24 protein-coding genes are annotated in these 25,715 nt (G+C 57.2%); 16 read left to right on the top strand and 8 right to left on the bottom strand.

Translation table 11 applies throughout. From position 1 onward, the window contains the following. Window positions 1–93: 93 nt before the first annotated feature. From WG29040_RS10885 to pcaC, 4 genes are read left to right on the top strand one after another with little or no spacing between them, the layout of a single operon-like run. Complete coding sequence (locus WG29040_RS10885; protein WP_003443087.1) at window positions 94–1,386, top strand: MFS family transporter; 1,293 nt, start codon at window positions 94–96, stop codon at window positions 1,384–1,386. 47 nt (window positions 1,387–1,433) lie between these two features. Continuing rightward, on the top strand, window positions 1,434–2,798 hold the full coding sequence (locus WG29040_RS10890) for a 3-carboxy-cis,cis-muconate cycloisomerase (protein WP_127196138.1): 1,365 nt from the start codon (window positions 1,434–1,436) through the stop codon (window positions 2,796–2,798). A 12-nt stretch (window positions 2,799–2,810) separates the two neighbouring features. Next, window positions 2,811–3,596, top strand: a complete 786-nt coding sequence (gene pcaD, locus WG29040_RS10895; RefSeq protein ID WP_003443079.1) for a 3-oxoadipate enol-lactonase — start codon at window positions 2,811–2,813, stop codon at window positions 3,594–3,596. A gap of 11 nt (window positions 3,597–3,607) precedes the next feature. Next, window positions 3,608–4,000, top strand: a complete 393-nt coding sequence (gene pcaC / locus WG29040_RS10900) for a 4-carboxymuconolactone decarboxylase (RefSeq protein ID WP_003443064.1) — start codon at window positions 3,608–3,610, stop codon at window positions 3,998–4,000. Between the two features lie 142 nt (window positions 4,001–4,142). Here pcaC and adeC read toward each other — a convergent pair whose 3' ends face one another. From adeC to WG29040_RS10915, 3 genes are read right to left on the bottom strand one after another with little or no spacing between them, the layout of a single operon-like run. Next, window positions 4,143–5,594 (bottom strand): AdeC/AdeK/OprM family multidrug efflux complex outer membrane factor, encoded by a 1,452-nt coding sequence (gene adeC, locus WG29040_RS10905; RefSeq protein ID WP_003443061.1) that lies wholly within the window; start codon window positions 5,592–5,594, stop codon window positions 4,143–4,145. After that, the gene (locus tag WG29040_RS10910) at window positions 5,591–8,746 is read right to left on the bottom strand and encodes an efflux RND transporter permease subunit (protein WP_003443058.1); all 3,156 of its coding nucleotides are present in this window, start codon (window positions 8,744–8,746) and stop codon (window positions 5,591–5,593) included. The genes adeC and WG29040_RS10910 overlap by 4 nt, the downstream gene beginning before the upstream one ends. 3 nt (window positions 8,747–8,749) lie before the next feature. Then, the gene (locus WG29040_RS10915) at window positions 8,750–9,901 is read right to left on the bottom strand and encodes an efflux RND transporter periplasmic adaptor subunit (protein ID WP_003443055.1); all 1,152 of its coding nucleotides are present in this window, start codon (window positions 9,899–9,901) and stop codon (window positions 8,750–8,752) included. Window positions 9,902–10,166: 265 nt separating this feature from the next. Between WG29040_RS10915 and WG29040_RS10920 the strand changes: the two genes are divergently transcribed. The 3 genes from WG29040_RS10920 to WG29040_RS10930 all read left to right on the top strand — a co-directional run bounded on the left by WG29040_RS10920 (window position 10,167) and on the right by WG29040_RS10930 (window position 12,547). After that, a complete protein-coding gene (locus tag WG29040_RS10920) occupies window positions 10,167–10,838 on the top strand; it encodes a TetR family transcriptional regulator (protein WP_003443052.1) in 672 nt (223 codons plus the stop codon). A 378-nt stretch (window positions 10,839–11,216) separates the two neighbouring features. After that, a complete protein-coding gene (locus WG29040_RS10925; RefSeq protein WP_127196139.1) occupies window positions 11,217–11,915 on the top strand; it encodes a CoA transferase subunit A in 699 nt (232 codons plus the stop codon). Window positions 11,916–11,917: 2 nt separating this feature from the next. After that, complete coding sequence (locus WG29040_RS10930) at window positions 11,918–12,547, top strand: CoA transferase subunit B (RefSeq protein ID WP_003443048.1); 630 nt, start codon at window positions 11,918–11,920, stop codon at window positions 12,545–12,547. Window positions 12,548–12,740: 193 nt separating this feature from the next. Here the strand turns inward: WG29040_RS10930 and fdxA are convergent, their stop codons facing one another. After that, window positions 12,741–13,064, bottom strand: coding sequence for a ferredoxin FdxA (gene fdxA, locus WG29040_RS10935; RefSeq protein ID WP_003443045.1), 324 nt, complete (start codon window positions 13,062–13,064; stop codon window positions 12,741–12,743). A gap of 142 nt (window positions 13,065–13,206) precedes the next feature. Next, complete coding sequence (gene mutS / locus WG29040_RS10940) at window positions 13,207–15,786, bottom strand: DNA mismatch repair protein MutS (protein WP_010655682.1); 2,580 nt, start codon at window positions 15,784–15,786, stop codon at window positions 13,207–13,209. A gap of 178 nt (window positions 15,787–15,964) precedes the next feature. On the opposite strand from mutS, the gene WG29040_RS10945 reads away from it, so the two are divergent. The 5 genes from WG29040_RS10945 (at window position 15,965) to recX (ending at window position 19,573) form a co-directional block, all read left to right on the top strand. Then, window positions 15,965–16,693: an XRE family transcriptional regulator gene (locus tag WG29040_RS10945; RefSeq protein ID WP_083912790.1), complete on the top strand. Its 729-nt coding sequence runs from the start codon at window positions 15,965–15,967 to the stop codon at window positions 16,691–16,693. 262 nt (window positions 16,694–16,955) lie between these two features. Next, window positions 16,956–17,297, top strand: coding sequence for a phage holin family protein (locus tag WG29040_RS10950; protein ID WP_003443035.1), 342 nt, complete (start codon window positions 16,956–16,958; stop codon window positions 17,295–17,297). A gap of 109 nt (window positions 17,298–17,406) precedes the next feature. Then, a complete protein-coding gene (locus WG29040_RS10955; protein ID WP_003443032.1) occupies window positions 17,407–17,907 on the top strand; it encodes a CinA family protein in 501 nt (166 codons plus the stop codon). A gap of 83 nt (window positions 17,908–17,990) precedes the next feature. After that, window positions 17,991–19,097, top strand: a complete 1,107-nt coding sequence (gene recA, locus WG29040_RS10960; protein ID WP_010655684.1) for a recombinase RecA — start codon at window positions 17,991–17,993, stop codon at window positions 19,095–19,097. Window positions 19,098–19,105: 8 nt separating this feature from the next. Next, on the top strand, window positions 19,106–19,573 hold the full coding sequence (recX, locus tag WG29040_RS10965; protein WP_003443026.1) for a recombination regulator RecX: 468 nt from the start codon (window positions 19,106–19,108) through the stop codon (window positions 19,571–19,573). Window positions 19,574–19,765: 192 nt separating this feature from the next. Here recX and WG29040_RS10970 read toward each other — a convergent pair whose 3' ends face one another. Both WG29040_RS10970 and WG29040_RS10975 read right to left on the bottom strand, forming a co-directional pair. Then, window positions 19,766–20,878 (bottom strand): TIGR00730 family Rossman fold protein, encoded by a 1,113-nt coding sequence (locus WG29040_RS10970; protein WP_003443023.1) that lies wholly within the window; start codon window positions 20,876–20,878, stop codon window positions 19,766–19,768. A 222-nt stretch (window positions 20,879–21,100) separates the two neighbouring features. Beyond that, window positions 21,101–21,511: a PA3611 family quorum-sensing-regulated virulence factor gene (locus WG29040_RS10975; protein WP_003443021.1), complete on the bottom strand. Its 411-nt coding sequence runs from the start codon at window positions 21,509–21,511 to the stop codon at window positions 21,101–21,103. A 229-nt stretch (window positions 21,512–21,740) separates the two neighbouring features. On the opposite strand from WG29040_RS10975, the gene WG29040_RS10980 reads away from it, so the two are divergent. From WG29040_RS10980 to WG29040_RS10990, 3 genes are all read left to right on the top strand, one after another. Continuing rightward, entirely contained in the window at window positions 21,741–22,493 is a 753-nt protein-coding gene (locus tag WG29040_RS10980) for a tRNA-uridine aminocarboxypropyltransferase (protein ID WP_029612271.1), read from the top strand. A gap of 296 nt (window positions 22,494–22,789) precedes the next feature. Continuing rightward, window positions 22,790–23,440, top strand: a complete 651-nt coding sequence (gene erdR, locus WG29040_RS10985; RefSeq protein WP_003443017.1) for a response regulator transcription factor ErdR — start codon at window positions 22,790–22,792, stop codon at window positions 23,438–23,440. Between the two features lie 76 nt (window positions 23,441–23,516). Next, on the top strand, window positions 23,517–23,879 hold the full coding sequence (locus WG29040_RS10990; protein WP_003443016.1) for a diacylglycerol kinase: 363 nt from the start codon (window positions 23,517–23,519) through the stop codon (window positions 23,877–23,879). Here the strand turns inward: WG29040_RS10990 and WG29040_RS10995 are convergent. Next, a complete protein-coding gene (locus WG29040_RS10995) occupies window positions 23,876–24,802 on the bottom strand; it encodes a LysR family transcriptional regulator (protein WP_003443015.1) in 927 nt (308 codons plus the stop codon). The genes WG29040_RS10990 and WG29040_RS10995 overlap by 4 nt on opposite strands. A 117-nt stretch (window positions 24,803–24,919) precedes the next feature. Between WG29040_RS10995 and fpr the strand changes: the two genes are divergently transcribed. Then, window positions 24,920–25,699, top strand: coding sequence for a ferredoxin-NADP reductase (gene fpr, locus WG29040_RS11000; protein WP_003443014.1), 780 nt, complete (start codon window positions 24,920–24,922; stop codon window positions 25,697–25,699). Window positions 25,700–25,715: the final 16 nt, after the last annotated feature.

The following is a 25,715-nucleotide window of genomic DNA, read 5'->3' on the forward strand; positions in this document are numbered from 1 at the left end:
AACCACTGTCTCAGTCGTTCGGCTTACTTGTGGTTGCGGTGATAGTTGTTGCAAGGTATGTCTAACTGCAACTAAACCTGATGAGTAAAAAACATGACAACAGAAGCTCACTACACGGGAGAGGAACGTAGAAAAAGGATTTTTGCGATTGTCGGTGCCTCCTCCGGCAACCTGGTCGAATGGTTCGACTTCTACGTTTATGCCTTTTGCGCAATCTACTTCGCCCCGGCTTTTTTCCCCTCCGATGACCCGACCGTGCAGTTGCTCAACACTGCTGGCGTGTTTGCGGCAGGCTTTTTGATGCGTCCCATCGGTGGCTGGCTGTTTGGCCGGGTTGCCGACAAGCACGGGCGCAAGAACTCGATGATGATTGCGGTACTGATGATGTGCGCCGGCTCGCTGGTGATCACCTTCATGCCCACCTATGACACGATCGGTGCATGGGCTCCGGCTTTGTTGCTGGTGGCCCGACTCTTTCAGGGCTTGTCAGTGGGCGGGGAGTACGGCACCACCGCCACTTACATGAGTGAAGTGGCGCCCAAGGGCGAGCGCGGTTTTTTCGCCTCCTTCCAGTACGTGACCCTGATCGGCGGGCAACTGCTGGCAGTGTTGGTGGTGGTCGTGCTTCAGCAACTGCTGTCAGAGGACGAACTGCGGGCCTGGGGCTGGCGCATTCCGTTCTTCATTGGCGCCGTGGCGGCGCTGATTTCGCTATTGCTGCGTCGTACCCTTAAAGAAACCACGAGCGAGGAGTCGCGCAAGAACAAGGACGCCGGGAGCGTTGGCGCTTTGTTTCGTGATCACAAAGCGGCATTTATTACCGTGCTGGGCTACACCGCCGGCGGCTCGCTGATTTTCTACACCTTCACCACTTATATGCAGAAATTCCTGGTGAACACTGCCGGCATGCAAGTCAAAACTGCCAGTTACATCATGACTGGTGCGCTGTTCTTTTATATGTGCATGCAGCCGTTGTTTGGCATGCTGGCCGACAGAATCGGTCGGCGTAACTCGATGTTGTGGTTCGGTGCGCTGGGTACCTTGTGCACGGTACCGATTTTGCTGACATTGAAAACCATCACCAGTCCATTTCTGGCCTTTGTGCTGATTACCCTGGCCCTGGCTATCGTCAGTTTTTACACATCCATCAGCGGGTTGGTGAAAGCCGAAATGTTCCCTCCGCACATCCGCGCGCTGGGTGTCGGTATGGCCTATGCCGTGGCCAACGCCCTGTTTGGCGGTACGGCCGAGGTGCTGGCTTTCGCGCTGAAAGCCAAAGGTATGGAAAACACCTTCTACTGGTATGTGACAGTCATGATGGCTATCGCCTTCCTGTTCAGCTTGCGTCTGCCGAGGCAGCCCAAGTATCTGCACCACGATCTGTGATGTACCGCGCGTGTCCATAACCGGCGCGCGCCTTCAAAGGAAGGCTTATGAGTGACCGAAGGAGCAATCAACTGTTCGATGCCTACTTCACGGCCAAGTCCATGGGTGAAGTGTTTTCTGATCATGGCCGGGTGCAGGCCATGCTCGACTTTGAAGCGGCGCTGGCCCGGGCGCAGGCGCGGGTTGGCCTGATCCCCCAGGCAGCCGTTGCGCCGATTGACCGGGCGTGTCGCGCTGAACTGTATGACTTTGCGGCGTTGGGCCAGGCGATCGCCAGCGCCGGCAACTCGGCAATTCCATTGGTCAAGGCGCTGGGCAAACAGATTGCCAGCGCCGCACCTGAGGCCGAGCGTTATGTGCATCTGGGTGCCACCAGCCAGGATGTGATGGACAGTGGCCTGGTGCTGCAATTGCGCTCAGCCCTGGGCTTGATTGAGCAGGATCTGGCGCAATTGGGAGCCGTGCTTGCGCAACAGGCTTTGCGCTATGCGACCACGCCTCTGGCGGGGCGAACCTGGTTGCAGCAGGCGACTCCGGTCACCCTCGGCATGAAAATCGCTGGCTGGCTGGGTGCGGTTACTCGCAGCCGTCAGCGCCTCAAGGAATTAAAGCCGCGCTTGCTGTGCCTGCAATTTGGCGGTGCTTCGGGAACCCTGGCCGCCTTGGGCGATCAGGCGATGCCGGTGGCGCAGGCGTTGGCCGAGGAACTGGGGCTGAGCCTGCCGGATCAGCCGTGGCACACCCAGCGTGATCGGCTGGTGGAGTTTGGCGCGGTGCTGGGGTTGATTGCCGGCAGCCTGGGTAAGGTGGGGCGTGATCTCAGCTTGCTGATGCAGACCGAAGCAGGGGAGGTGTTTGAGCCCGCGGCACCGGGCAAGGGCGGCTCTTCGACCATGCCGCACAAGCGCAACCCCGTGGGCTCGGCGGTGTTGATCAGCGCCGCCACCCGGGTTCCGGGCTTGCTGAGTACCTTGTTCAGCGCCATGCCCCAGGAGCACGAACGTAGCTTGGGCTTGTGGCACGCCGAATGGGAAACCCTGCCCGAGATTTGCTGTTTGGTCTCGGGGGCACTGGTGCAGACGTTGAATATTGCCCAGGGACTGGAAGTGGATGCCGAACGCATGCTGCACAACCTTGATTTGACCCATGGGCTGGTGCTGGCCGAAGCGGTCAGTATCGTGCTGGCACAGAGGGTAGGGCGTGAAACCGCGCACCATCTGCTGGAGCAATGCTGCAAGCGTGCGGTGGCCGAGCAGCGTCATCTGCGCTCAGTGCTGGACGACGAGCCGCAAATAAGCGCGCAGTTGAGCGCACAAGATCTGGATCGCTTGCTTGATCCGGCCAATTACCTCGGCCAGGCGGTGACATGGGTGGAGCGTGCCCGGGCTGAACATTTTGCATTGACGCCATAAAAGGAGAAGTTCGTGGGACCTATACAAGAAGGTGAACTGAACTACCGGCTTGACGGCCCGCAAGGCGCGCCGGTGCTGGTTCTATCTAACTCGCTGGGCACCGACCTGGGGATGTGGGACGCGCAAATCCCGGCGTTTACCGAGCATTTTCAGGTGCTGCGTTATGACACCCGTGGTCATGGCCAGTCACTGGTCAGCGAGGGCCCCTACAGTATTGAACAGCTGGGGCGTGACGTACTGGCGCTGCTGGATGCGCTGCATATCGAGCGTGCGCACTTTTGCGGGCTGTCGATGGGCGGGTTGATTGGTCAGTGGCTGGGCATCCATGCCGGCGAGCGCCTGAACAAGCTGGTGGTGTGCAACACCGCGGCCAAAATAGGCGAGCCGTCGGTGTGGAACCCGCGAATCGAAATGGTACTGCGCGACGGTCCTGCGGCGATGGCCGGTCTGCGCGATGCCTCGATTGCCCGCTGGTTCACCGCCGATTACGCCCAGGCACATCCCGAGCAGGTCAAGCGCATCACCGACATGCTGGCTGCGACCTCGCCCCAAGGCTACGCCGCCAACTGCGCAGCGGTTCGCGATGCTGATTTTCGTGATCAACTGGCGGCCATCAAGGTGCCTACCCTGGTTATTGCCGGTACCGAGGACGCCGTAACGCCGCCTTCCGGCAGTCACTTTATTCAAGAACAGGTAGCGGGCGCCCAGTACGCCGAGTTCCATGCCGCGCACCTGTCCAACGTGCAGGCGGGTGATGCCTTCAGCCAAAGAGTGCTGGCCTTCCTGTCAGCCGTTTAAGGAGCTGTTTTGTGGACGAGAAACAACGTTACGACGCAGGTCTGAGCGTACGCCGTGAAGTGCTGGGTGATGCCCATGTCGATCGCAGCCTCAATGCCCTGACCGAGTTCAATAGCGAATTTCAGGAAATGATCACCCGCCACGCCTGGGGTGATATCTGGACCCGCCCCGGCCTGACGCGTCACACCCGTAGCCTGATCACTATTGCGATGCTGATCGGCATGAACCGCAGCGAAGAGCTCAAATTGCATTTGCGTGCGGCGGCCAGTAACGGCGTGACCCGTGCCGAGATCAAGGAAGTGCTGATGCAGAGCGCTATCTATTGCGGTATCCCGGCGGCCAATGCCACCTTCCATCTGGCGGAGTCAGTGTGGGACGAGCTGGGAGTCGAATCGCGGGAATAACAGCGCCTTCCTGCATTTCTGCAGGAGCGAGCTTGCTCGCGAGCTTTTAACAGCTCGCGAGCAAGCTCGTTCCTACAGGGGCAGCACTACTCAGAAACAACAAACCCGCCAATTGGCGGGTTTGTTGTTTAACCAGAGTGCATCAGGCCTTCGGTGGCTGATCCGAAACAGGCCGATTTTGCCCGGTTTGTTCGAACCAGCCGCCACCCAGAGCCTTGTACAGCGTGACTTCACTGGTCAGCTGTGACAGGCGGTCGGTGATCAACGATTGCTGCGCGCTGAACAATGAACGCTGGGCATCGAGGAAGGTCAGGTTGCTGTCGATGCCAATCCGGTAGCGACGCTCAGCCAACCGGTAGTAATCCTGGTTGGCGTTCACGAAGTCGGTTTGTGCCTGCAACTGCTGGTTGTAGGTCTGACGTGCTGCCAGGCCGTCAGAGACTTCCTGGAAGGCCGTCTGGATGGTTTTTTCGTACTGTGAAACGGTGATTTCTTTCTGGATTTTCGAGTAGTCCAGGCTGGCGCGCAAAGCCCCTGCGTTAAAGATCGGCAGGTTGATTTGCGGCGAGAACAACCAGGTACCCGAACCGCCTTTGAACAGGCCCGACAGATCCGGACTCAAGGTCCCGGCATTGGCCGTGAGGCTGATGCTCGGGAAGAACGCTGCACGCGCCGCGCCGATGTTGGCGTTGGCGGCCAACAGCTTGTGCTCGGCCTCGAGGATGTCCGGGCGACGTTGCAGCAGGTCGGATGGCAGGCCGGCCGGTACTTCGCTCAACAGATCAGCTGCCAGTGGCTGGCTGGCCGGCAAGTTGTCCGGGATGGTGGTGCCGAGCAGCAGCGCGAGGCTGTTCTGATCCTGAGCGACCTGGCGGGTGTAGCGCGCCAGTTGCACCCGGGCATTCTCGACCGAGGTGCGCGACTGACTGACATCCAGTGCCGAGGCAACCCCTACTTCATTGCTGCGCAGGGTGAGCTTGTAGCTCTGATCGAACGCCTTGAGGGTGTCTTCGGTCAGCTTCAGCAGCTCTTTGTCAGCCTGCCAGGTCAGGTAGGCATTGGCGACACTGGCCACCAGACTGATCTGGGTGGTGCGTCGGGCTTCTTCGGTTGCAAAGTAGTTCTGCAACGCCTGGTCGCTCAGGCTACGTATCCGGCCGAACAGGTCCAGCTCGTACGCGCTGACCCCGAGGGTCGCCGAATACTGGCTGGTGATACCGGCTTCGCCGGTTTGCGACAGGTTCGCCGGGGTCCGTTGACGGCTGCCGCTGCCATTGGCGCTAACCGCCGGAAACAGGTCGGCACGCTGGATACGGTACTGCGCGGCATACGCGTCGATGTTCAACGCGGCGACCCGAAGGTCGCGGTTGTTGACCAGGGCCGTTTGAATCAGCTGCTGCAGGGCCGGGTCATGGAAAAACTGACGCCAGCCTTGTTCTGCAGCGGCCTGGTTGGCCGCCTCGTTTGGCGAGTAGGCCGGGCCCTGCGGGTATTGCGCCGCTACCGGCGCCTCAGGGCGCTGGTAGTCCGGGATCAGCGAGCAGCCGCCCAGGGTAAATGCGGCGACAGCGAGGGCTAGAAGGGACTTGCTCATTGGCCAGCCTCGTTGTTTGGTGTTTTAGTCAGGTCCACTTTCTTCTCGGAATCTTTTTTGCTGCCAAAGGACGATACGGCGACAAAGAACAGCGGCACCCAGAACACGGCCAGTACTGTGGCGGTGATCATGCCACCGATTACGCCGGTACCAATAGCGTGCTGGCTGCCCGAGCCTGCGCCCGTGGAGATGGCCAGCGGGATCACACCCAGGACAAACGCCAGCGAGGTCATGATGATTGGCCGCAGACGCATGCGGCAGGCCTCAATGGCCGCCTCGGTCAGTGTTCGTCCCTGTTCATGCAGTTCCTTGGCAAACTCGACGATCAGAATGGCGTTTTTCGATGCCAGACCGATGGTCGTCAGCAGGCCTACCTGGAAGTACACGTCGTTGGACAACCCCCGCAGGCTGGTAGCCATAAGTGCACCGATAATCCCCAGCGGAACAACCAGCATTACCGCAATCGGGATCGACCAGCTTTCATACAGGGCTGCAAGGCACAGGAATACCATCAGCAAGGAAATTGCGTACAAGGCAGGTGCTTGCGAACCTGACAGACGTTCCTCGTAAGACAGACCTGTCCAGGAAATACCTACACCGGGCGGCAGCTTCTTGGCCAGGGCTTCGACTTCAGCCATGGCTTGACCGCTACTGTAGCCCGGGGCCGGAGCACCGAGTATTTCCATTGCTTCCACGCCGTTATAACGCGACAGCTTGGGCGGGCCGTAGATCCATTCGCCCTTGGCGAAGGCCGAGAAAGGCACCATGGTTCCCTGGTCGTTGCGCACATACCACTTCTTCAGGTCTTCGGGGTTCATCCGCGAGTCAGCTTCGCCTTGCAGGAATACCTTCTTGACCCGACCGTGGTCGATGAAGTCGTTGACATAACTGGCACCCAGACCGATGGACAGGGTGTTGTTGATGTCCGAAAGACTCAGGCCCAGGGCGCGAGCGGCTTCATCGTCGATCAGCAGTTTGTATTGCGGCTCATCGTTCAAGCCGTTTGGACGCACACCGGCCAGAATCTTGCTTTGAGATGCCATGCCCAGGAACTGGTTGCGGGCCTCCATCAGCTTCTCGTGACCGATACCGGAACGGTCTTGCAGATAAACGTCAAAACCTGTGGCGTTACCCAGCTCCATTACAGCTGGCGGGGCAAAGGCGAAGACCATTGCATCGCGGTAGCTGGAGAACACTTTCTGCGCCCGTGCGGCCAGCGCAAACACGCTGTTGTCCGCATCTCGTTCGCCCCATGGCTTGAGCATGATGAACGCCAGACCAGAGCTCTGGCCACGGCCGGCAAAGTTGAAGCCGTTCACGGTAAACACCGAAGACACAGCGCCCGATTCATCGGTCAGCAGGTATTCGCGCATCCGGTCTACCACCTGCTGAGTGCGCTCTGCAGTGGTGCCCGCGGGAGTTTGAACCTGTGCAAACAATACGCCCTGGTCTTCTTCCGGGAGGAAGGAGGTAGGGATACGGGTGAACAGGAACACCATACCAACCACAATCAGGACATAAGCCAGGAAGTACGGAGCCTTGTGACGCAGAATGCTGCCGACACCTTTCTCGTAGCGTTTCACGCCACTGTCGAAAGTACGGTTGAACCAGCCGAAGAAACCGCGCTTGTTCTCGCCGTGATCTCCCTTCTGGATCGGCTTGAGCATGGTGGCGCACAGGGCCGGGGTGAAGATCAGTGCAACCAGTACCGACAGGCCCATCGCCGAAACGATGGTGATCGAGAATTGGCGATAGATCACACCGGTGGAGCCGCTGAAGAAGGCCATCGGCAGCAGTACCGCCGACAGTACCAGGGCAATACCCACCAGGGCGCCCTGGATCTGCTCCATGGATTTCTTGGTGGCTTCCTTGGGCGGTAGTCCTTCTTCGGACATTACCCGCTCAACGTTTTCAACTACCACAATCGCATCGTCCACCAGCAAGCCGATGGCCAATACCATGCCGAACATGGTCAGGGTGTTGATGCTGAAACCTGCAGCGGCCAGGATCCCGAAGGTACCCAGCAATACAACCGGTACTGTCATCGTGGTGATGATGGTGGCACGGAAGTTCTGCAGGAACAGGAACATCACCAGGAACACCAGGGCGACAGCTTCGACCAGGGTTTCGAGAACCCCTTCGATCGATGCCGAAACCACTGGCGTGGTGTCATACGGGTAAACGACTTTCATGCCTTCCGGGAAGAAGGGTTCCAGACCGTTGATGGTTTCACGCAATGCCTTTGCCGTGTCCAGGGCGTTCGAGCCCGGGGCCAGCTTGATCGCGATACCCGATGCCGGTTTGCCGTTGAATTGCGCGCTGACGCTGTAGTTTTCACCACCCAGGGCAACATCGGCGACATCGCTCAGGCGTACCTGGGAACCGTCGGTGTTGACCTTGAGCAGGATCTTCTTGAACTCATCTGCAGTTTGCAGACGGGTTTTACCGATGATGGTCGCGTTCAGCTCCTGACCTTTTACCGCAGGCAAGCCGCCCAGTTGCCCGGAGGACACCTGTACGTTCTGTGCGCTGATGGCCGATTTAACGTCCACCGGAGTCAGGTTGTACTTGTTCAGCTTGAGCGGGTCGAGCCAGATACGCATGGCGTACTGGGCACCGAACACCTGGAAGTCGCCCACACCTTCGGTACGGGAGATCGGGTCCTGCATGTTGGAAACGATGTAGTTGGACAGGTCGTCCTTGTTCATGCTGCCGTCTTCAGACACCACACCGATAACCATCAGGAAGTTTTTCACTGCCTTGGTTACACGGATACCTTGCTGCTGAACCTCTTGAGGCAGCAGGGGCGTTGCCAGGTTGAGCTTGTTCTGCACCTGAACCTGAGCGGTGTCAGGGTCGGTACCTTGCTCGAACGTGGCGGTGATGCTCATGCTGCCGTCGGAGTTGCTTTCCGAGGACACATAACGCAAGTGGTCAATACCGTTAAGCTGTTGCTCGATTACCTGAACCACGGTGTCCTGCACAGTTTGCGCCGAAGCGCCCGGGTAGGTCACAGCGATCGAGATGGCAGGCGGTGCAATGCTCGGGTACTGGTTGATCGGTAGTTTGAGGATCGATAGAGCCCCGACCAGCATGATCACCAGGGCAATTACCCAAGCGAAAATCGGACGGTCGATAAAAAATTTCGACATGGTTTACTCCCCTTTACTGCCTGCAGCTTTTTCTGTTGCCGGGGCAGATGCCGGGGTTTCGCCTTGTGGTTTTTCCATGATTTTCACTTCAGCACCAGGCTTGATGAATTGCAGCCCGTCGACGATCAGGCGATCACCAGCGTTCAGGCCTTTTTCTACCAGCCAGTTGCTGCCCACGGTGCGCGAAGCTTGCAGCACGCGCAGTTCTACCTTGTTGTCCGGCCCAACGATCAAAGCTGTCGGTTGGCCCTTGAGGTTGTGGGTCACGCCGATTTGAGGCGCGAGAATCGCATCGCTGTTGATGCCAGCTTCCAGTTGCGCGTGGACAAACATGCCCGGCAACAGAGTGTCGTCAGGGTTCGGGAACACCGCGCGCAGGGTTACGGAACCGGTGGTTTCGTCAACCGATACTTCGGTGAACTCAAGGCGACCTTCTTGCTGGTACTCACTGCCGTCCGGAAGGGTCAATTTGACCTTGGCGGCGTTATCTCCGGCCCTCTTCAAGCGGCCACTGGCCAGATCGCGGCGCAGCTCGAGCATTTCGACCGAGGATTGGGTCACGTCAACATAGATCGGGTCCAGTTGGGTGATCACTGCCAATGCGTCTGCCTGGCCACTGGTCACCAGTGCGCCCTCAGTAAACAGCGAGCGTCCGATACGGCCGGACAGCGGTGCCAAAACCTTGGTGTAGCGCAGGTTGACCTGGGCGGTATTCAAAGTTGCTTCGGCTTCGAGGCGGGCGGACTCGGCGTTGTCGTATTCCTGACGGCTTACGGCTTGTTCTGCAACCAGCTGCTTGTAGCGCTCAGCCAGGGACTTGGCCGACTGCAAAGTGGCCTTGGCGCTCAGGACGTTGCTCTCGTAGATGGCTGGATCGATCTGATACAGCTGCTGGCCGACTTTGACGTCACTGCCTTCTTTGAACAGGCGCTTGAGAATAATCCCGTTCACCTGGGGACGAACTTCTGCCGAGCGATAGGACGTAGTCCGGCCTGGCAGGTCATTGGTCAGGGTAAAAGGTTGGGTTTTCAGCGTCACGACGCCGACCTGAGGGATTTGTGGGGCAGGTGCCGCCTCTTCCTTTTTACATCCGCTGAGCAGCGAAGCTAGGGCGATGGCAGCAACCAGAGCGGTAACAGCTGGCTTGAATTGCATGAAAATCCTCGGGTCAGGCACGCGAAAGCGCACAAGAATAGTGGAAGGGTAAAGAAAGCTGTTCCGGGTGGATAAGTAGCTTGCTAAGGAATATACTTACATTCACGTCTGTTTGTAAATAGCGGCGGCGTGCCGCAGCATGCGTCACAAGGCCCTTTTCTATGTTTGAAGTAGTCCGGGATAAGGCATAACAAACGCCACCCGATGTTGGTTTGGACGAGCGGCCGCAATTGTCCAGATCCTCCTGATTGAGGTTTGTATTGCCATGGTCCGTCGTACCAAAGAAGAAGCTCAGGAAACCCGGAGCAAAATCCTCGAAGCTGCCGAGCAGGCCTTTTATGAGCGGGGTGTTGCGCGTACCACGCTGGCTGATATTGCAGCACTGGCGGGTGTAACCCGTGGCGCGATTTACTGGCATTTCAGTAACAAGGCCGACCTGGTGCAGGCCATGCTGGACAGCTTGCATGAGCCTCTGGATGAACTGGCCAAAGCCAGTGAAAGTCAGGACGAACTTGATCCGCTCGGGTGCATGCGCAAGCTGCTGGTTCATTTGTTTCGCCAGGTTGCCATCGATCCTCAAACCCGGCGTATCAATGAGATTTTGTTTCATAAGTGCGAATTCACTGACGAAATGTGTGACCTGCGCCGTCAACGCCAAGTGGCGAGTGTCGACTGTAACAGTCGAATCGAGCTTGCCCTGAATAATGCCATCCATCGCGAGCAACTCCCGAAGACCCTTGACGCCCGCCGCGCGGCTATCTGTCTGCACGCCTATATCGACGGTATTCTCGGCCAATGGCTGCTGGTCCCCGATAGTTTTGAGCTGCACAAGGAAGCTGAGACCTGGGTCGACACAGGGATAGAGATGCTGAGCCTGAGCCCAAGCTTGCGCAGCCGAGAGCAAATTGGTGAAGAGTCTAGTCCGATCGAACGATAAGGCGAGGGAAGATTCAACTCTACTTTCGGTATGGCTTCGAGATGCCTTTATATACGTCTAGGGCGCGGCTTTAAAGGTAGCGAGCTATGTATTTTGTAATGCAATTGTTAAGCCCCCTGTCGATCCTGGGTCAAGTCGGCTCAGTCTGTACGTCAGTGCTGACAACCTGGGGGCTGCGGGTATTTATTTCTGCGCCTCTATCACTCATCCCTAGAGTTCGCGCGTCTGCTTCCCCTACACTCGAAGAGCGCTTGGGTCGGTGGCCGGAGCAGCCAAAATCGCAGAGCGGGCGACTGCCAGCATGTTTGTGCGCTCTGGACGAAAGCAAAGATGCTGCGACCGGGATGCAGGCGTCGTGGCCAATTCGAGGAATAACCAGTGAACAAGATCTACTCGAGTGCCGAATCCGCCTTGCAGGGGATCGTCGAAGACGGGATGACCCTGGCAGTGGGTGGTTTTGGGTTGTGCGGCATCCCGGAGGCCCTGATTGCAGCCTTGCGTGACACGGGCAAGCGTGAGTTGACGGTTATTAGTAACAATGCGGGCGTGGACGGGTTCGGACTTGGCCAACTGCTGACGACCCGTCAGATCCGCAAAATGATTTCTTCTTATGTAGGCGAGAACAAAGAGTTTGAGCGCCAATACCTGGCCGGCGAGCTTGAACTGGAGTTTACCCCCCAAGGTACTCTGGCCGAGAAGTTGCGTGCAGGCGGCGCGGGTATCCCGGCGTTTTACACCAAAACCGGTTACGGCACCCTGGTGGCAGAAGGCAAGGAAACGCGTGAGTTCGATGGCGAGTGGTTTGTCATGGAGCGTTCACTGCGTGCCGACGTAGCGCTGGTCAAAGCCTGGAAGGCCGATAAATCCGGCAATCTGTTATTCAACAAAACCGCGCGCAATTTCAACCCGCTGGCTGCAATGGCGGCCAAGATCTGTGTGGTTGAAGTAGAAGAAATCGTCGAAACAGGTGAGATCGAACCTGATCAGGTGCATTTACCGGGGATTTACGTACAGCGTCTGGTACTTAATCCCACTCCGGAAAAACGCATCGAACAACGCACTGTGCGGAGCGCCTGAACATGGCCTGGACTCGTGAAGAAATGGCGCATCGCGCCGCCCAAGAATTGCAGGACGGTTTTTACGTCAACCTTGGTATCGGTTTGCCGACTTTGGTAGCCAACTATATACCCGAGGGCATGGATGTCTGGCTGCAAAGTGAAAACGGCCTGCTGGGCATTGGCCCGTTTCCTGGTGAAGACGAAGTGGACGCGGACCTGATCAACGCCGGCAAGCAAACCATCACCACGTTGCCTGGCAGCAGTTTTTTCAACAGCGCCGACTCGTTCGCGATGATTCGCGGCGGGCATATCAACCTGTCGATCCTGGGGGCGATGCAGGTCTCCGAAAAAGGCGATCTGGCGAACTGGATGATTCCGGGCAAGATGGTGAAAGGCATGGGCGGTGCCATGGATCTGGTCGCTGGAGTCAAACGTGTGGTGGTGCTTATGGAACACACCGCCAAGGGTGGCACGCACAAGCTGCTCAAGCAGTGCGATCTGCCGCTGACAGGGGTGGGGGTGGTTGACCGTATCATCACCGATCTGGCCGTGCTTGATGTGACCGATCAAGGGCTAAAGCTGGTTGAACTGGCCTCAGGCGTGACGCTGGAACAGCTCAAAGAGGCGACCGGCTGCGCCATTAATGGCTAACCGGATGACTGGCGGGCGGCGGCATCGCCGGCAAGCCGGCTCCCGCACTGGAGCTGTGGCGGGCTGAGGGATTGATATCCCGCCCGCTGCTTGTGGGAGCCGGCTTGCCGGCGATACAGGCGGTGCGATAGCTGTGCCAAAAACGCAAAAAGCCCCGGCTCGCAGGAGACGGGGCTTTTTGCTGCAGCGTGAATCAGCGTTCCAGATCTTTGATCTTGCCTTTCACACCATCAAACTCTTCCGCGTCCGGCAGAGCGTCTTTCTTCTCAGTGATGTTTGGCCAGATTTCAGCCAGCTCAACATTCAACTGAATGAATTCTTGCATGTCAGCGGGCACTTCATCTTCAGAGAAGATGGCTTGCGCCGGGCATTCAGGCTCACAAAGCGCGCAGTCGATGCACTCATCCGGGTGAATCACCAGGAAGTTCGGGCCTTCGTAAAAGCAGTCCACCGGACAGACTTCTACGCAGTCGGTGTACTTGCACTTGATGCAGTTGTCGGTGACGACGAAGGTCATTTCTAATTTTCTCCTCAGGCGGCGGCAGCGAATCCCTTCCAGGACGGGTTCGCCGGGCTCGGGAGTGATATCTACAGACCAGGCTAAAAGGTCAGTAGCATCCCGAACCGCGCGCGATTCTATCAGCTTGAACGCATCAGCGTTAGATGCGTGTCTTTAATGTGTAGAGCAAATCAAGTGCTTTACGTGGCGTCATGTTGTCCAGATCGAGCTTGGACAGGTCGTCCAGCACCGGATGCGGCAGGCTGGCAAACATGTCGCTTTGCTGTGGCGGTGATTTTTTACCGGGCGTCGGACGGGGTGCTTCATGGGGCAGACTGGTGGTCTCCAGACGGCTCAAGTGCTCGCGGGCCCGGGTGATGACTTCGGGCGGCACGCCGGCCAGCTGGGCTACCGCCAGGCCATAGCTCTGACTCGCCGGGCCCGGCAATACATGGTGCAGGAACACGATTCGCTCATTGTGCTCGGTTGCGCTCAAGTGCACGTTGGCCACCAGCGGCTCATTTTCGGGCAGTACGGTCAGCTCGAAATAGTGCGTGGCAAACAGGGTGTAGGCGCGCAATTGGGCGAGACGTTCTGCCGCAGCCCAGGCCAGTGACAGGCCGTCGAAAGTACTGGTGCCGCGTCCAACTTCATCCATCAGCACCAGGCTGCGCTCGGTGGCGTTATGCAGGATGTTGGCGGTTTCGCTCATTTCAACCATAAAGGTCGAACGCCCGCCCGCCAGGTCATCGCTGGAACCGATTCGGGTGAAGATCCGGTCCACCAGCGACAGCTCGCAACTGGCAGCAGGAACGAAGCTGCCTATGTGCGCCAGCAGTACGATCAATGCGGTCTGGCGCATGTAGGTCGATTTACCGCCCATGTTAGGACCGGTAATCACCAGCATGCGGGTGTTGTCATCCAGCGCCAGGTCGTTGGCCACGAACGGCGTAGTCAACACTTGCTCTACCACCGGATGGCGGCCCTGGTTGATGCGCATGCAGGGTTCGTCAACAAAGCGCGGGCAGTTCAAATCGAGGTTCAGCGCGCGTTCGGCCAGGTTGCTCAGGACATCCAGCTCAGCCAGGGCAGCGGCGGTGTCCTGCAGCGGCGGCAGCTCACCGATCAGGGTTTCGAGCAATGCTTCGTAGAGCATTTTCTCCCGGGCCAGTGCACGGCTTTTCGCCGACAGGGCTTTGTCTTCGAAAGCTTTGAGTTCCGGGGTGATAAAACGCTCGGCGCCTTTTAGCGTCTGGCGGCGGATGTAATCAGCCGGGGCTTGCTCGGCCTGCTTGCTTGGCAGCTCGATAAAGTAGCCATGTACCCGGTTGTAACCGACCTTGAGGTTGGCCAGGCCGGTTCGGGCTTTTTCCCGGGCTTCCAGATCGATCAAAAACTGTCCGGCGTTTTCGCTCAGTGATTGCAGCTCATCCAGCTCGGCGTCATAACCGGTTTTCAATACCCCGCCATCGCGGATCACCGCCGGCGGGTTGTCGTTAATTGCTTTTTCCAGCAATGCCGCCAGCTCGGGATAGGTACCGGTGCTAGTGGCCAATTGCTGCAGGTGTGGTGCTTCGAGCCCGATCATCGCGTCTTGCAGTTCGGGCAGGGCACCCAAGGCATCGCGCAAGCGCGCCAGATCTCGCGGGCGCGCATTACGCAGGCCGATACGGGCCAGAATGCGCTCCAGATCGCCAATCTCTTTAAGCTGCGGCTGCAGTTTTTCGAAACGGTAGCCATCCAGCAAGCAGGTAATCGACGACTGGCGGGCCAGCAGCACAGGCAAATCGCGCAATGGGCGGTTCAGCCAGCGGGTCAGCAAACGGCTACCCATTGACGTCTGGCAGCGGTCCACCACGGACTGCAATGTATTGTCGCGACCACCGGCCAGGTTGGTGTCCAGCTCCAGGTTGCGTCGACTGGCACCGTCGAGCACCACGGTATCGTCGAGGCGTTCATGACGCAGGCTGCGTAAATGGGGCAGGGCGGTACGCTGGGTTTCCTTGGCGTAACTGAGCAAGCAACCGGCAGCGCCAATGGCCAGGGTCAGGTTCTCGCAACCGAAGCCTTTAAGGTCCTGGGTTGAAAACTGTTGGCACAGACTTTTCAGCGCCGAGTCGCGCTCAAAGTCCCAGGGTGCACGGCGTCGAACGCCACGGCGTTTTTCCGCAGGCAGGCCTTGGGGCCAATCGTCCGGGATCATCAATTCAACCGGGTTGATGCGCTCCAGCTCGGCCAGCAGGTTTTCCCAGCCTTTGATTTCCAGTACCGAGAAATTGCCACTGGTGATGTCCAGTACCGCCAGACCAAACAAGCGTTCGTCGCCCAGCACCGCTGCAATCAGGTTGTCACGACGCTCATCAAGCAGCGCCTCATCGCTGACCGTACCCGGGGTGATGATGCGCACCACCTGGCGGTCAACCGGGCCCTTGCTGGTCGCCGGATCGCCGACCTGTTCACAAATCACCACCGACTCGCCGAGTTTTACCAGCTTGGCCAAATACCCTTCGGCGGCATGGTAAGGAATCCCGCACATCGGAATCGCCTGTCCGGCCGACTGCCCGCGCGCCGTGAGGGTGATGTCCAGCAACTTGGCGGCCTTCTTCGCGTCTTCATAGAAGATCTCGTAGAAGTCGCCCATGCGATAGAACATCAACTGATCAGGGTGCTGGTTTTTCAGGCGCCAGTACTGCTGCATCATCGGTGTGTGGCTGGAGAGGTCGGAGCTGTTTTTACTCATGAGAGGCTTAGGCGGATTCGTTTTGAAAGTGGGGAAAGGCAGGCGCGCAGCCTGAGATTTTCATAATGGTCGCAAGGTTAACATGTCAGCTACCCGCATCTACAGGGGGACTCCGGGCTGCTATTAATAGAAGAAATTGCGTTTGCCATCTGCAAACAGCGCCAGCACTATTCCCGTCATGTCTAAACGAACTGTTTCAACTGTCCTCAACGAACTGCTGGTTCGTCACCGGATCAGCGCCATGGCGCTGCACCGCAGTACCGGTGTGCCGCAGTCCACGCTGTCGAGAATTTTGAGCGGCAAGATTGCCGATCCCTCTGATCGGCACATCTCCAGAATTGCCGAATACTTCCGCATCAGTACGGATCGGCTGCGGGGTCGGGACGATAGTCATCTGCTTGTCCCGAGCGAGCACCTGCACCCGGAGTTGCATGATATCTGTCTGTGGGATGACGACACCCCGGTGGCGGATGACGAGGTCTCCATTGCGTTCCTGCGTCAGGTGGAGCTGGCAGCCGGGACGGGGCGCTTTGCCATTGAAGAGAGCGAGCGTGCCCGGCTGCGTTTTGGCAAGCGCAGCCTGCGCCACAATGGCGTGGAGTTTGACCAGGCAAAGTGCGTGACAGTGCGCGGCGACAGCATGCTGCCGGTGTTGCGCGATGGGGCAACGGTTGGCGTCAATGCAGGCAAGCGCATGCTCGATGAGGTCGTCGACGGTGATCTGTATGCGATCAATCACAACGGTGAGCTGCGGGTAAAGCAGCTCTATCGTCTGGCAGGCGGGATTCGTTTGCGCAGCTTCAACAGGGATGAATACCCGGATGAAGACTATGCCTACAACGATCTGGAGGATGAGCAACTGGTGATCCTCGGACATGTGTTCTGGTGGGGGATGTACGCTCGCTAGCGCTAATTTCAAAAAAAGCCCACATGAACGTGGGCTTTTTTTGTCTTTTTAAAGACCAATCCTACGGTCTGCGCCCTCTTTGTTGGCTTGTACAGGTGCGCTGAAAAATATATGCACTGATGCATTGACTGTATATCCATACATGCATAGTCTTTGCTTCATGGCAGTTTTCAAGTGCAGGGAGGCGACGTAACCGATAGCGCCCGCTTTCAGTCCAGGCCAGAAACTGGCGCTTATCAATTAAGGAATCAGGAGTGATGACATGCTGAATGAACCGCAACTACTGCTGGAGATGCCGGTTTTGCTGGTCATTCTTCTCGCCCTGGTGGGTGGCATTTTTGGTGAAATGTGGCGGGCCGACAAAGACGGCGCCAGCGGATGGTTGCTGGTGCGGCGCCTGGCCCTGCGTTCGGGGGCCTGCATGGTGTGCGGTGTCTCGACTTTCATGCTGCTGTACGCGGCAGGGATGTCTATCCTGGCGGCCGGTGCTTTTGGTTGCCTGACCGCTTTGGCCGGAGCGGATGCAGCCATCAGTCTGTACCAGCGCTGGGCGGCCAAGCGGCTTGGAGTCGATGGCTCTGCCGATTCTCGGATTGAACCGTAAGAGCGGTAGCTTTTTCCTGTGGGATGTCTGTCATGACAGTGGAGCCGTCTTGCAACACCCGGCTGCTCGTGTAGGTTATGGCGCTTACTGACCCCATCGGGAGAGAACCATGGACCCAATATCTCGACTCGCAGCTGAACTTGGGCACCAGTTACAAACTCTGAACGCTCAAGTAACGACCGCCGAGTCCTGCACCGGGGGGGGCATTGCAGAAGCCATCACCCGAATTGCCGGCAGTTCCGCCTGGTTTGAGGCGGGTTTTGTAACCTACTCCAATCAGCAAAAGACCCGGCAGCTGAATGTCCCGCAACCTTTGTTTACCCAGGTAGGCGCAGTCAGCCGCGAGGTCGTCGAGGCGATGGTGCGTGGCGCGCAGGTGCAAAGTGCTGCGAGGTTTGCCGTAGCGGTAAGTGGTGTTGCCGGGCCGGGCGGCGGTTCGCTGGACAAGCCGGTTGGTACTGTCTGGCTGGCGTGGGGGGTTGGCAATGAGGTTTCGGCCGAGCGCAGGCACTTTGCCGGGAATCGCGATGAAGTGCGTCGGCAAACGGTGATTGCCGCTCTGGAAGGGCTAATACGCCGAACGGTACGAGAAATAAAAAATCAGGGGTAGGCGATCGTTTATCGCTGTGGAATAATACTGGCTACTTATACAGTTATCGGCCGTCAGGCCTTATTGATTACGAGAGGACTTTAATGGACGACAACAAGAAGAAAGCCTTGGCTGCGGCCTTGGGTCAGATCGAACGTCAATTCGGCAAGGGCGCCGTGATGCTCATGGGCGATCAGGAACGCCAGGCAGTTCCGGCGATCTCTACCGGTTCGCTGGGTCTGGACATTGCACTGGGCATTGGCGGTCTGCCTAAAGGCCGTATTGTTGAAATCTACGGTCCAGAGTCTTCGGGTAAAACCACGCTCACCCTGTCGGTGATTGCCCAGGCGCAAAAAGCCGGTGCAACTTGCGCCTTCGTTGATGCCGAGCACGCTCTTGATCCTGAATACGCAGCCAAGCTGGGTGTGAACGTTGATGACCTGCTGGTCTCCCAGCCAGACACCGGTGAGCAGGCTCTGGAAATCACCGACATGCTGGTGCGTTCCAATGCAGTAGACGTGATCATTATCGACTCCGTTGCTGCACTGACGCCCAAAGCTGAAATTGAAGGCGACATGGGTGACATGCACGTCGGCCTGCAAGCCCGTCTGATGTCGCAAGCGCTGCGTAAAATCACCGGTAACATCAAGAACGCAAACTGCCTGGTGATCTTCATCAACCAGATCCGGATGAAAATCGGCGTGATGTTCGGTAGCCCGGAAACCACCACGGGTGGTAACGCGCTGAAGTTCTACGCTTCGGTTCGTCTGGATATCCGCCGCACCGGCGCGGTGAAAGAAGGCGACGTGGTTGTCGGTAGCGAAACCCGTGTCAAAGTGGTCAAGAACAAGGTTGCCCCGCCATTCCGTCAGGCTGAGTTCCAGATTCTTTACGGCAAGGGCATCTACCTCAATGGCGAGATGATCGACCTGGGCGTTTTGCACGGCTTCGTCGAGAAAGCGGGCGCCTGGTACAGCTATAACGGCAGCAAGATCGGCCAGGGCAAGGCCAACTCCGCCAAGTTCCTGGAAGATAATCCTGATATCAAGGATACCCTTGAGAAGCAGCTGCGTGAAAAACTGCTGGGTCCAAAGACCGATAGTGAGCTTGCAGAAATGAAGAGCATGCCAAAGATGAAGAAGGCTGCCAAAGAAGCTGCAGCGCTGGCTGAAGCCGAAGAAATGGAAAACGCTACCGACAGCGATAACTGATAGACACCATGACGGCTGTTCTGGATAACCTCGTCGCGGTACGACGAACTGCAATGGACCTGCTCGCGCGACGTGAGCACGGTCGAGTCGAGCTGACGCGCAAGCTGCGTCAGCGAGGCGCTTGCCCCGACATGATCGATATCGCCCTCGACCGTTTAACGGAAGAGGGGCTGTTATCGGAGTCGCGTTACCTCGAAAGTTATATTTCCTACCGTGCCGGTTCTGGTTATGGCCCTTTGCGTATTCGCGAAGAGCTTAACCAGCGTGGCTTGCCCCGTGGGGATGTCGAGGAAGCGTTGCGCGAATGCGGCTTCAACTGGCAAGAAAAGCTGGAAGATACCTGGCGGCGCAAGTTTTCCGGGCAGATGCCGGACGATGCAAAAGAGCGTGCTCGCCAGGGGCGCTTCTTGAGTTACCGGGGTTATCCGCTTGAAATGATCGGCCGTCTGCTAAGTGGCCGAGAGTTCGATGACTGATAGCACTCAGTGTTGCTCTGTCATATAGCCTTCTGCTGCATTCCGGGCACAAGGGTGCTACTTGTCGGCGCGAACTTGTTGCAGGAGCGAGTTTGCTCTGCGAGCTGATCCTGAGTTGAAACACTCGGATCAGCTCGCAGAGCAAACTCTGTTCCTGCAGGACGTTTGAAGTGTTTGACGAACGCTTACCTTTTACCGAGTTACTGACTCACTCAGTACTGGCCCGGGTCCATTATCTACTTCAGCCCAGTTCTGCGGCAGGTTGATAAAATCGATCAACTCTCGCAGTCGCCCTTGATTACGGCCACTAAATGCAAAGCTCAGGCAGGTGAGGTGGCTGAACTTGGGATCTTCATGTTCAAAGCCTTCATAGCCCTGTTGCACGTAACTGCCGCTCAGGCAGATATCGGCAAATGTCTGCTGTATATGTTGCAGAGCCGAAATGCTCACGGGGCGCTTCATGCGTATCACAAAGTCTTTGGTCAACCAGCGACTTGAATGGAAGTTGCTGTAGAACTGATTGATCTCGGCCACGGCCTCCTCGGCTGTATGGACCAGGCGCATCAACTTCAAATCATTGGGCAGAATGTACTGGTGGGCCTCCAGTTGATTGCGAATGAAGTCCAGGGCGCTTTGCCAGAATGTTCCACCGGGCATATCCAGTAACACCACGGGTACCAGGGGCGTTTTGCCGGTTTGCATCAATGTCAGTACTTCCAACACTTCATCCAGGGTGCCAAAGCCGCCCGGGCACATGACCAGCGCATCTGCTTCTTTTATGAAAAACAGCTTGCGGGTAAAGAAGAAGTGAAATGCCAGCAGGTTGGCCGTGCCGTTGATGGTGGGGTTGGCCCGTTGCTCAAACGGCAGGGTGATATTGAAGCCCAGGCTGTGTTCCAGCCCTGCGCCTTCATGGGCCGCCGCCATGATGCCGGCGCCGCCTCCGGTAATCACCATGAAATCTGACTTTGCCAGGGTTGCGCCCACCTGGCGGGCCAGTGCATACAGCGGGTGCTCAACGGGTGTGCGAGCCGAGCCGAAGACTGTCACTTTACGCTGGCCCTTGAACTGCTCCAGCACGCGGAAGGTTTTTTCGAGTTCGCGAATGGCTTGCAGGGTTATCTTGGCATTCCAGCGATCAAAGTCGTCGTGGGCCATGCGCAATATGGTCAGGATCATCTCGCGATAAAGCGGGCGATTAGGGCTATTTGACGCAATCTGCTGCAATTGTTCATCGACCTGTCGCGCAAGGTCCAGGCCCTGGCTTTCGAGAAGCGCGAGTGGCTCATTGGGTTGATCAGGCATGTACTTCTCCTTGTGTACAACATCCAGGATGGCGCCGCAAACGGGGCTGGCGCGCAGACACTTAGTGTCCAGCTGATGGCTTGATCATGGTCTTGCCGCATCCTGACTGGCAATAGCTAATTGCCTGATGTGCATGAAGAATGGTCGCTGCAGTGCAAGGGGGAGGAGGCAGGGTTCACACGCCGTATGGAGTTACGGCGTGTTGACGCAATGAAGAGAAAATCAGTTTTTCCGCTGGCAATTGTCAGCGCCGATGTCCTGGACCAAGACCGACTTGCCGGTTTTATATTCCGTGATAGCGAAGCGCATTGTGGCGCCCTTGGCCATCAGTTTGCGGAAGTTCGGGTTGCTGCACACGCTGCGGCCCAGTTGTGGCACTGCGGCTTCCGGGGCGGAACGCATTTGTGCAGCCAGGGTCGGGCTGGCTTCCAGATTATTGATCAATACCGTGCCATCGACGGTAAAACCTTTATCCAGAAGGTCGGCATTGATTGCGCGCGGCTTTCCTTCATTACTTTTTTCAGCCACCTGCTGCAGGTTTTTATTCAGATTGAATTCTGCAAGAGAGGCCGCTTGTGCGCCCAATGGCAGTGCAAGCAATAGAGCTACGGCTGGAATAATGGTGCGCAACATGAATCTCTCCTGATTGACGTGACGCAGGGTTTGACCCGTCATAGATCTGTGCGTTCAGTGGCGCAGGAGTATAAGGCCAGCATGAGCTGACAGGAAATGCCAAAGGTCATGGGGGCGAGTGCCGGCGCTCTGCCTCTGTTAGACTTCGCGCCTTTCTATTGTTTATCTGCTTGTGCGCCACTCATGGCGAATAAGCGGTTGGCGCCTTAAGTAAAAAACCATGACCCAGATGACCTTTTCCCCTAATGCAGTGGCCCGTTTACGAGACGAGCGTGAAGAGGAGAGCACCAAACCCTATTTGTCGCGGGGGTCACGGGCACCGCGTTGCCATACCTGTCGCGTGATAGAAAGCCATTGCCTGTGCAGTTGGCGGCCCAGGGTTAACGCGCGCTCGGGTGTGTGCCTGATCATGACCAAAAAGGAAGTGTTCAAGCCCAGCAATACAGGCTGGCTGATCGCTGATGTGGTGAGTGACAACTTCGCCTTTATCTGGTCGCGAACCGAGACCGATGAGGCGTTGCTCGCTTTGTTGTCTGATCCGCAGTGGCAACCCTATCTGGTATTCCCCGGAGAATATGTCGAGCCAGGACGTGTGACCCACACGGTGGATATCGACAGCAGCAAGCGCCCGCTGTTTATCTTGCTCGACGCTACCTGGACTGAAGCGCGCAAGATATTTCGCAAGAGTCCGTACTTCGATGCCTTGCCTATTTTAAGCCTGCTGCCGGAAAAACTCTCACGCTACCGTTTGCGCAGATCCACCCGCAGTGAGCACCTGTGTACCGCCGAAGTGGCCAGTTTGTGCCTCGATCTTGCGGGCGATAGCGACGCATCCACGGCGCTGGACGCGTATTTCGATGTCTTCAGCCAGCATTATCTGGATGCCCGGAATCAACTGCCGATGAATGAGTCCAGCGCGGCGCATCTGGAACTGGGTACTTTTTGTAAAAGACCTTCCCAGGAATCGGTCTCAATAGACTAAAGAAGTAGCGCTACAATTTTCGCGCAAATGCAGTTGAGTGCCCGAGAGGGTGAGGATGATAGCGTCGTGATGGCTTCAGTTTGGATCGGGACCTCAAGTTTTCAACTTGACCACCCCAGTCGTGCTGGGCATGCTTGGCGCCGATTCGGCTGCAACTGCTGCTAAAGCGCCCATATTTTCCGACGTTTAGCGTAAATCGCGCCCTTTGATGCACAGTATTTGCGCTGTTGCTCGAATTGCCTTAGCGAGTACTGGAATACATCAGGGCTCGCCTGAAAAACAGGATCATTTAAAAAATGGCCACATACGAAATCCTGATAGCCGACGACCATCCACTGTTTCGCAGTGCCTTGCATCAAGCCGTGACTATGGGGCTGGGTTCTGATGTTCGTCTGGTTGAAGTCGCCAGTATTGCCGAGCTTGAAACACAGCTGGCAGTAAAGGCCGATTGGGATCTGGTACTGCTCGACTTGAACATGCCCGGCGCCTATGGTTTTTCCGGGCTGGTATTGCTGCGTGGCCAGTACCCGCAAATTCCGGTGGTGATGGTTTCAGCCCAGGAGGAAGCCTCGATCATGGTGCGCTCCCGTGAGTTTGGAGCCAGTGGCTTTATCCCCAAGTCCAGCTCGCTGGAAGACATTCAGAAGTCGGTACGGGCTGTGCTGGATGGCGATGTGTGCTGGCCGCCCCAGGCGTTTGAGGATGTACAGGTGTCAGCCGAGGCCAAGGCTGCGAGTGAGGGCCTTGCCAGTCTCACGCCCCAGCAGTTCCGGGTGCTGACCATGGTCTGCGAGGGTCTGCTGAACAAGCAGATCGCCTATGAGCTGAGTGTTTCCGAAGCGACCATCAAGGCGCACGTAACCGCCATTTTCCGTAAACTGGGGGTTCGTACCCGGACCCAGGCCGCGTTACTCTTGCAGCAACTTGAATCAATTTCGAGCCATTAAACTTGCCGCTCTTCACGTTTTTTTGACAAAGCGTGAACTAGCGTTCCCCTCTCATTTTTTACGCAGTTGCCTCTCTATGTCGCCTTTTAAAGGTAAAACCGGATTTAAACGGATTTTGAATGCCGGCGGCTACTCGCTGGACGGTTTGCGCGCGGCCTTTACCGGTGAAGCCGCTTTTCGCCAGTTGGTACTGCTCAATGTCGTGTTGATCCCGCTGAGCTTCTTTCTGAATGTCAGCCGGGTAGAGCGCGCCTTGTTGATCGCGGTATGCCTGCTGGCACTGATCGTTGAATTGCTGAACTCGGCGATCGAAGCGGCCATCGACCGCATCTCGCTCGATCTGCACCCGCTGTCCAAAAACGCCAAGGACATGGGCAGCGCCGCCCAGTTTGTGGTGCTGACCATGATTGCCGTGGTGTGGGCAGTGATTCTGCTTTAAGCGATTGTCGGCAATACGATCTCGTCGCTGCGCTGCACCCCCGCGGTGAAAGCGCGGCACAGTTCCAGAAATTCGCGCATGGCCGAGGTCTGATACTTCTTCTTGTGCCAGATAAAGAAGAACTGCCGGGCCAGATCCAGGTCGGGGGTCTCTACAGCGACCAGACTGCCGCGTCGAAAGGCGTCACGTAATGCCAGGCGAGAGATGCAGCCTATCCCCAGGCCTGACTCCACGGCGCGTTTGATTGCTTCGGTATGTTCCAGTTCGAGACGGATATTGAGCGTGCTTTGGTGATGGCGCATCGCCTGATCAAATGTCAGACGGGTGCCGGAGCCTTGTTCGCGCAGAATCCAGGCTTCATGGGCCAGCTCTTGCAGGGAGGCATGGCCGCGCGCAGCCAGTGGATGTTGTGGGGCGCAAAACACCACCAGTTCATCTTCAACCCAACTCTGGACTTCGATGTCGGGGTGGCTGCAATCGCCTTCAATCAGACCCAGATCAATTTCATAATGCGCAACTTGCTGCACGATATGCGCAGTGTTTTGCACAATCAGTTTCACCTGGCTTTCCGGGTGAGCCTGCATGAAGCTGCCGATCAGCAAGGTGGCCAGGTAATTGCCAATGGTCAGGGTCGCGCCCACGGTCAATGACCCAAAGCCGGACTTGCCGTTGAGCAGGTCTTCGATTTCCTTGGCCTGATCCAGCAGGGCGACTGCCTGTGGCAGCAGTTGGCGGCCCAGCGCGTTTAGGCTTAAGCGTTTGCCTGCGCGATCGAACAACTGGCAGCTGGTCTGGCGCTCGAGTTCGGTGATTGAAGTACTGGCAGCAGATTGAGATAGGGCCAACAAGCCGGCAGCGCGAGACACGCTCTCCTGTTGGGCGACGGCAACGAATACCTGGAGTTGTCTGAGAGTAAATCGCATATCGATATAACCGATAACCCTTATCTTAATAATTCAGTTAACAGATATTGTCGTCGCCATTAGAATGTTATGCAATCGCGCCCATAGTCAGCGCTGGCGAATTTAGGAGCCCCGTACATGAGCAACATGAACCACGAACGTGTCCTCAGTGTTCATCACTGGAACGACACCCTGTTCAGCTTCAAGTGCACCCGCGACCCGGGCCTGCGCTTTGAGAACGGTCAGTTCGTGATGATCGGCCTGCAACAGCCCAATGGCCGTCCGCTTATGCGTGCCTATTCGATTGCCAGCCCGAACTGGGAAGAGCATCTGGAGTTCTTCAGCATCAAGGTGCCGGATGGCCCGCTGACTTCCCAGTTGCAGCACTTGAAGGAAGGCGACGAGATCATCATCAGCAAAAAACCGACAGGCACCCTGGTGCTTGACGATTTGAAGCCGGGCAAGCATTTGTATCTGCTGAGCACCGGTACGGGCCTGGCGCCATTCATGAGCGTCATCCAGGATCCGGAAACCTACGAGCGTTTCGAAAAAGTGATCCTGTGCCACGGTGTCCGTTACGTCAACGAAGTTGCTTATCGCGAGTTCATCACCGAGCACTTGCCACAGAACGAGTTCTTCGGCGAAGCGCTGCGTGACAAGTTGATCTACTACCCGACCGTGACCCGTGAGCCATTCGAAAACGAAGGCCGCCTGACCGATCTGATGCGCAGCGGCAAGCTGTTCAGCGATATTGGTTTGCCACCGATCAACCCGCAGGACGACCGCGCCATGTTGTGCGGCAGCCCGAGCATGCTTGATGAAACCAGCGAAGTGCTCAACAGCTTCGGGCTGAAAGTTTCGCCGCGTATGCGCGAGCCGGGTGACTACCTGATCGAGCGCGCCTTCGTCGAGAAGTAAGCGTCGCCGATTGAAA

It is taken from the genome of Pseudomonas sp. PAMC 29040, assembly GCF_003994535.1.
Taxonomy (GTDB): domain Bacteria; phylum Pseudomonadota; class Gammaproteobacteria; order Pseudomonadales; family Pseudomonadaceae; genus Aquipseudomonas; species Aquipseudomonas paraversuta.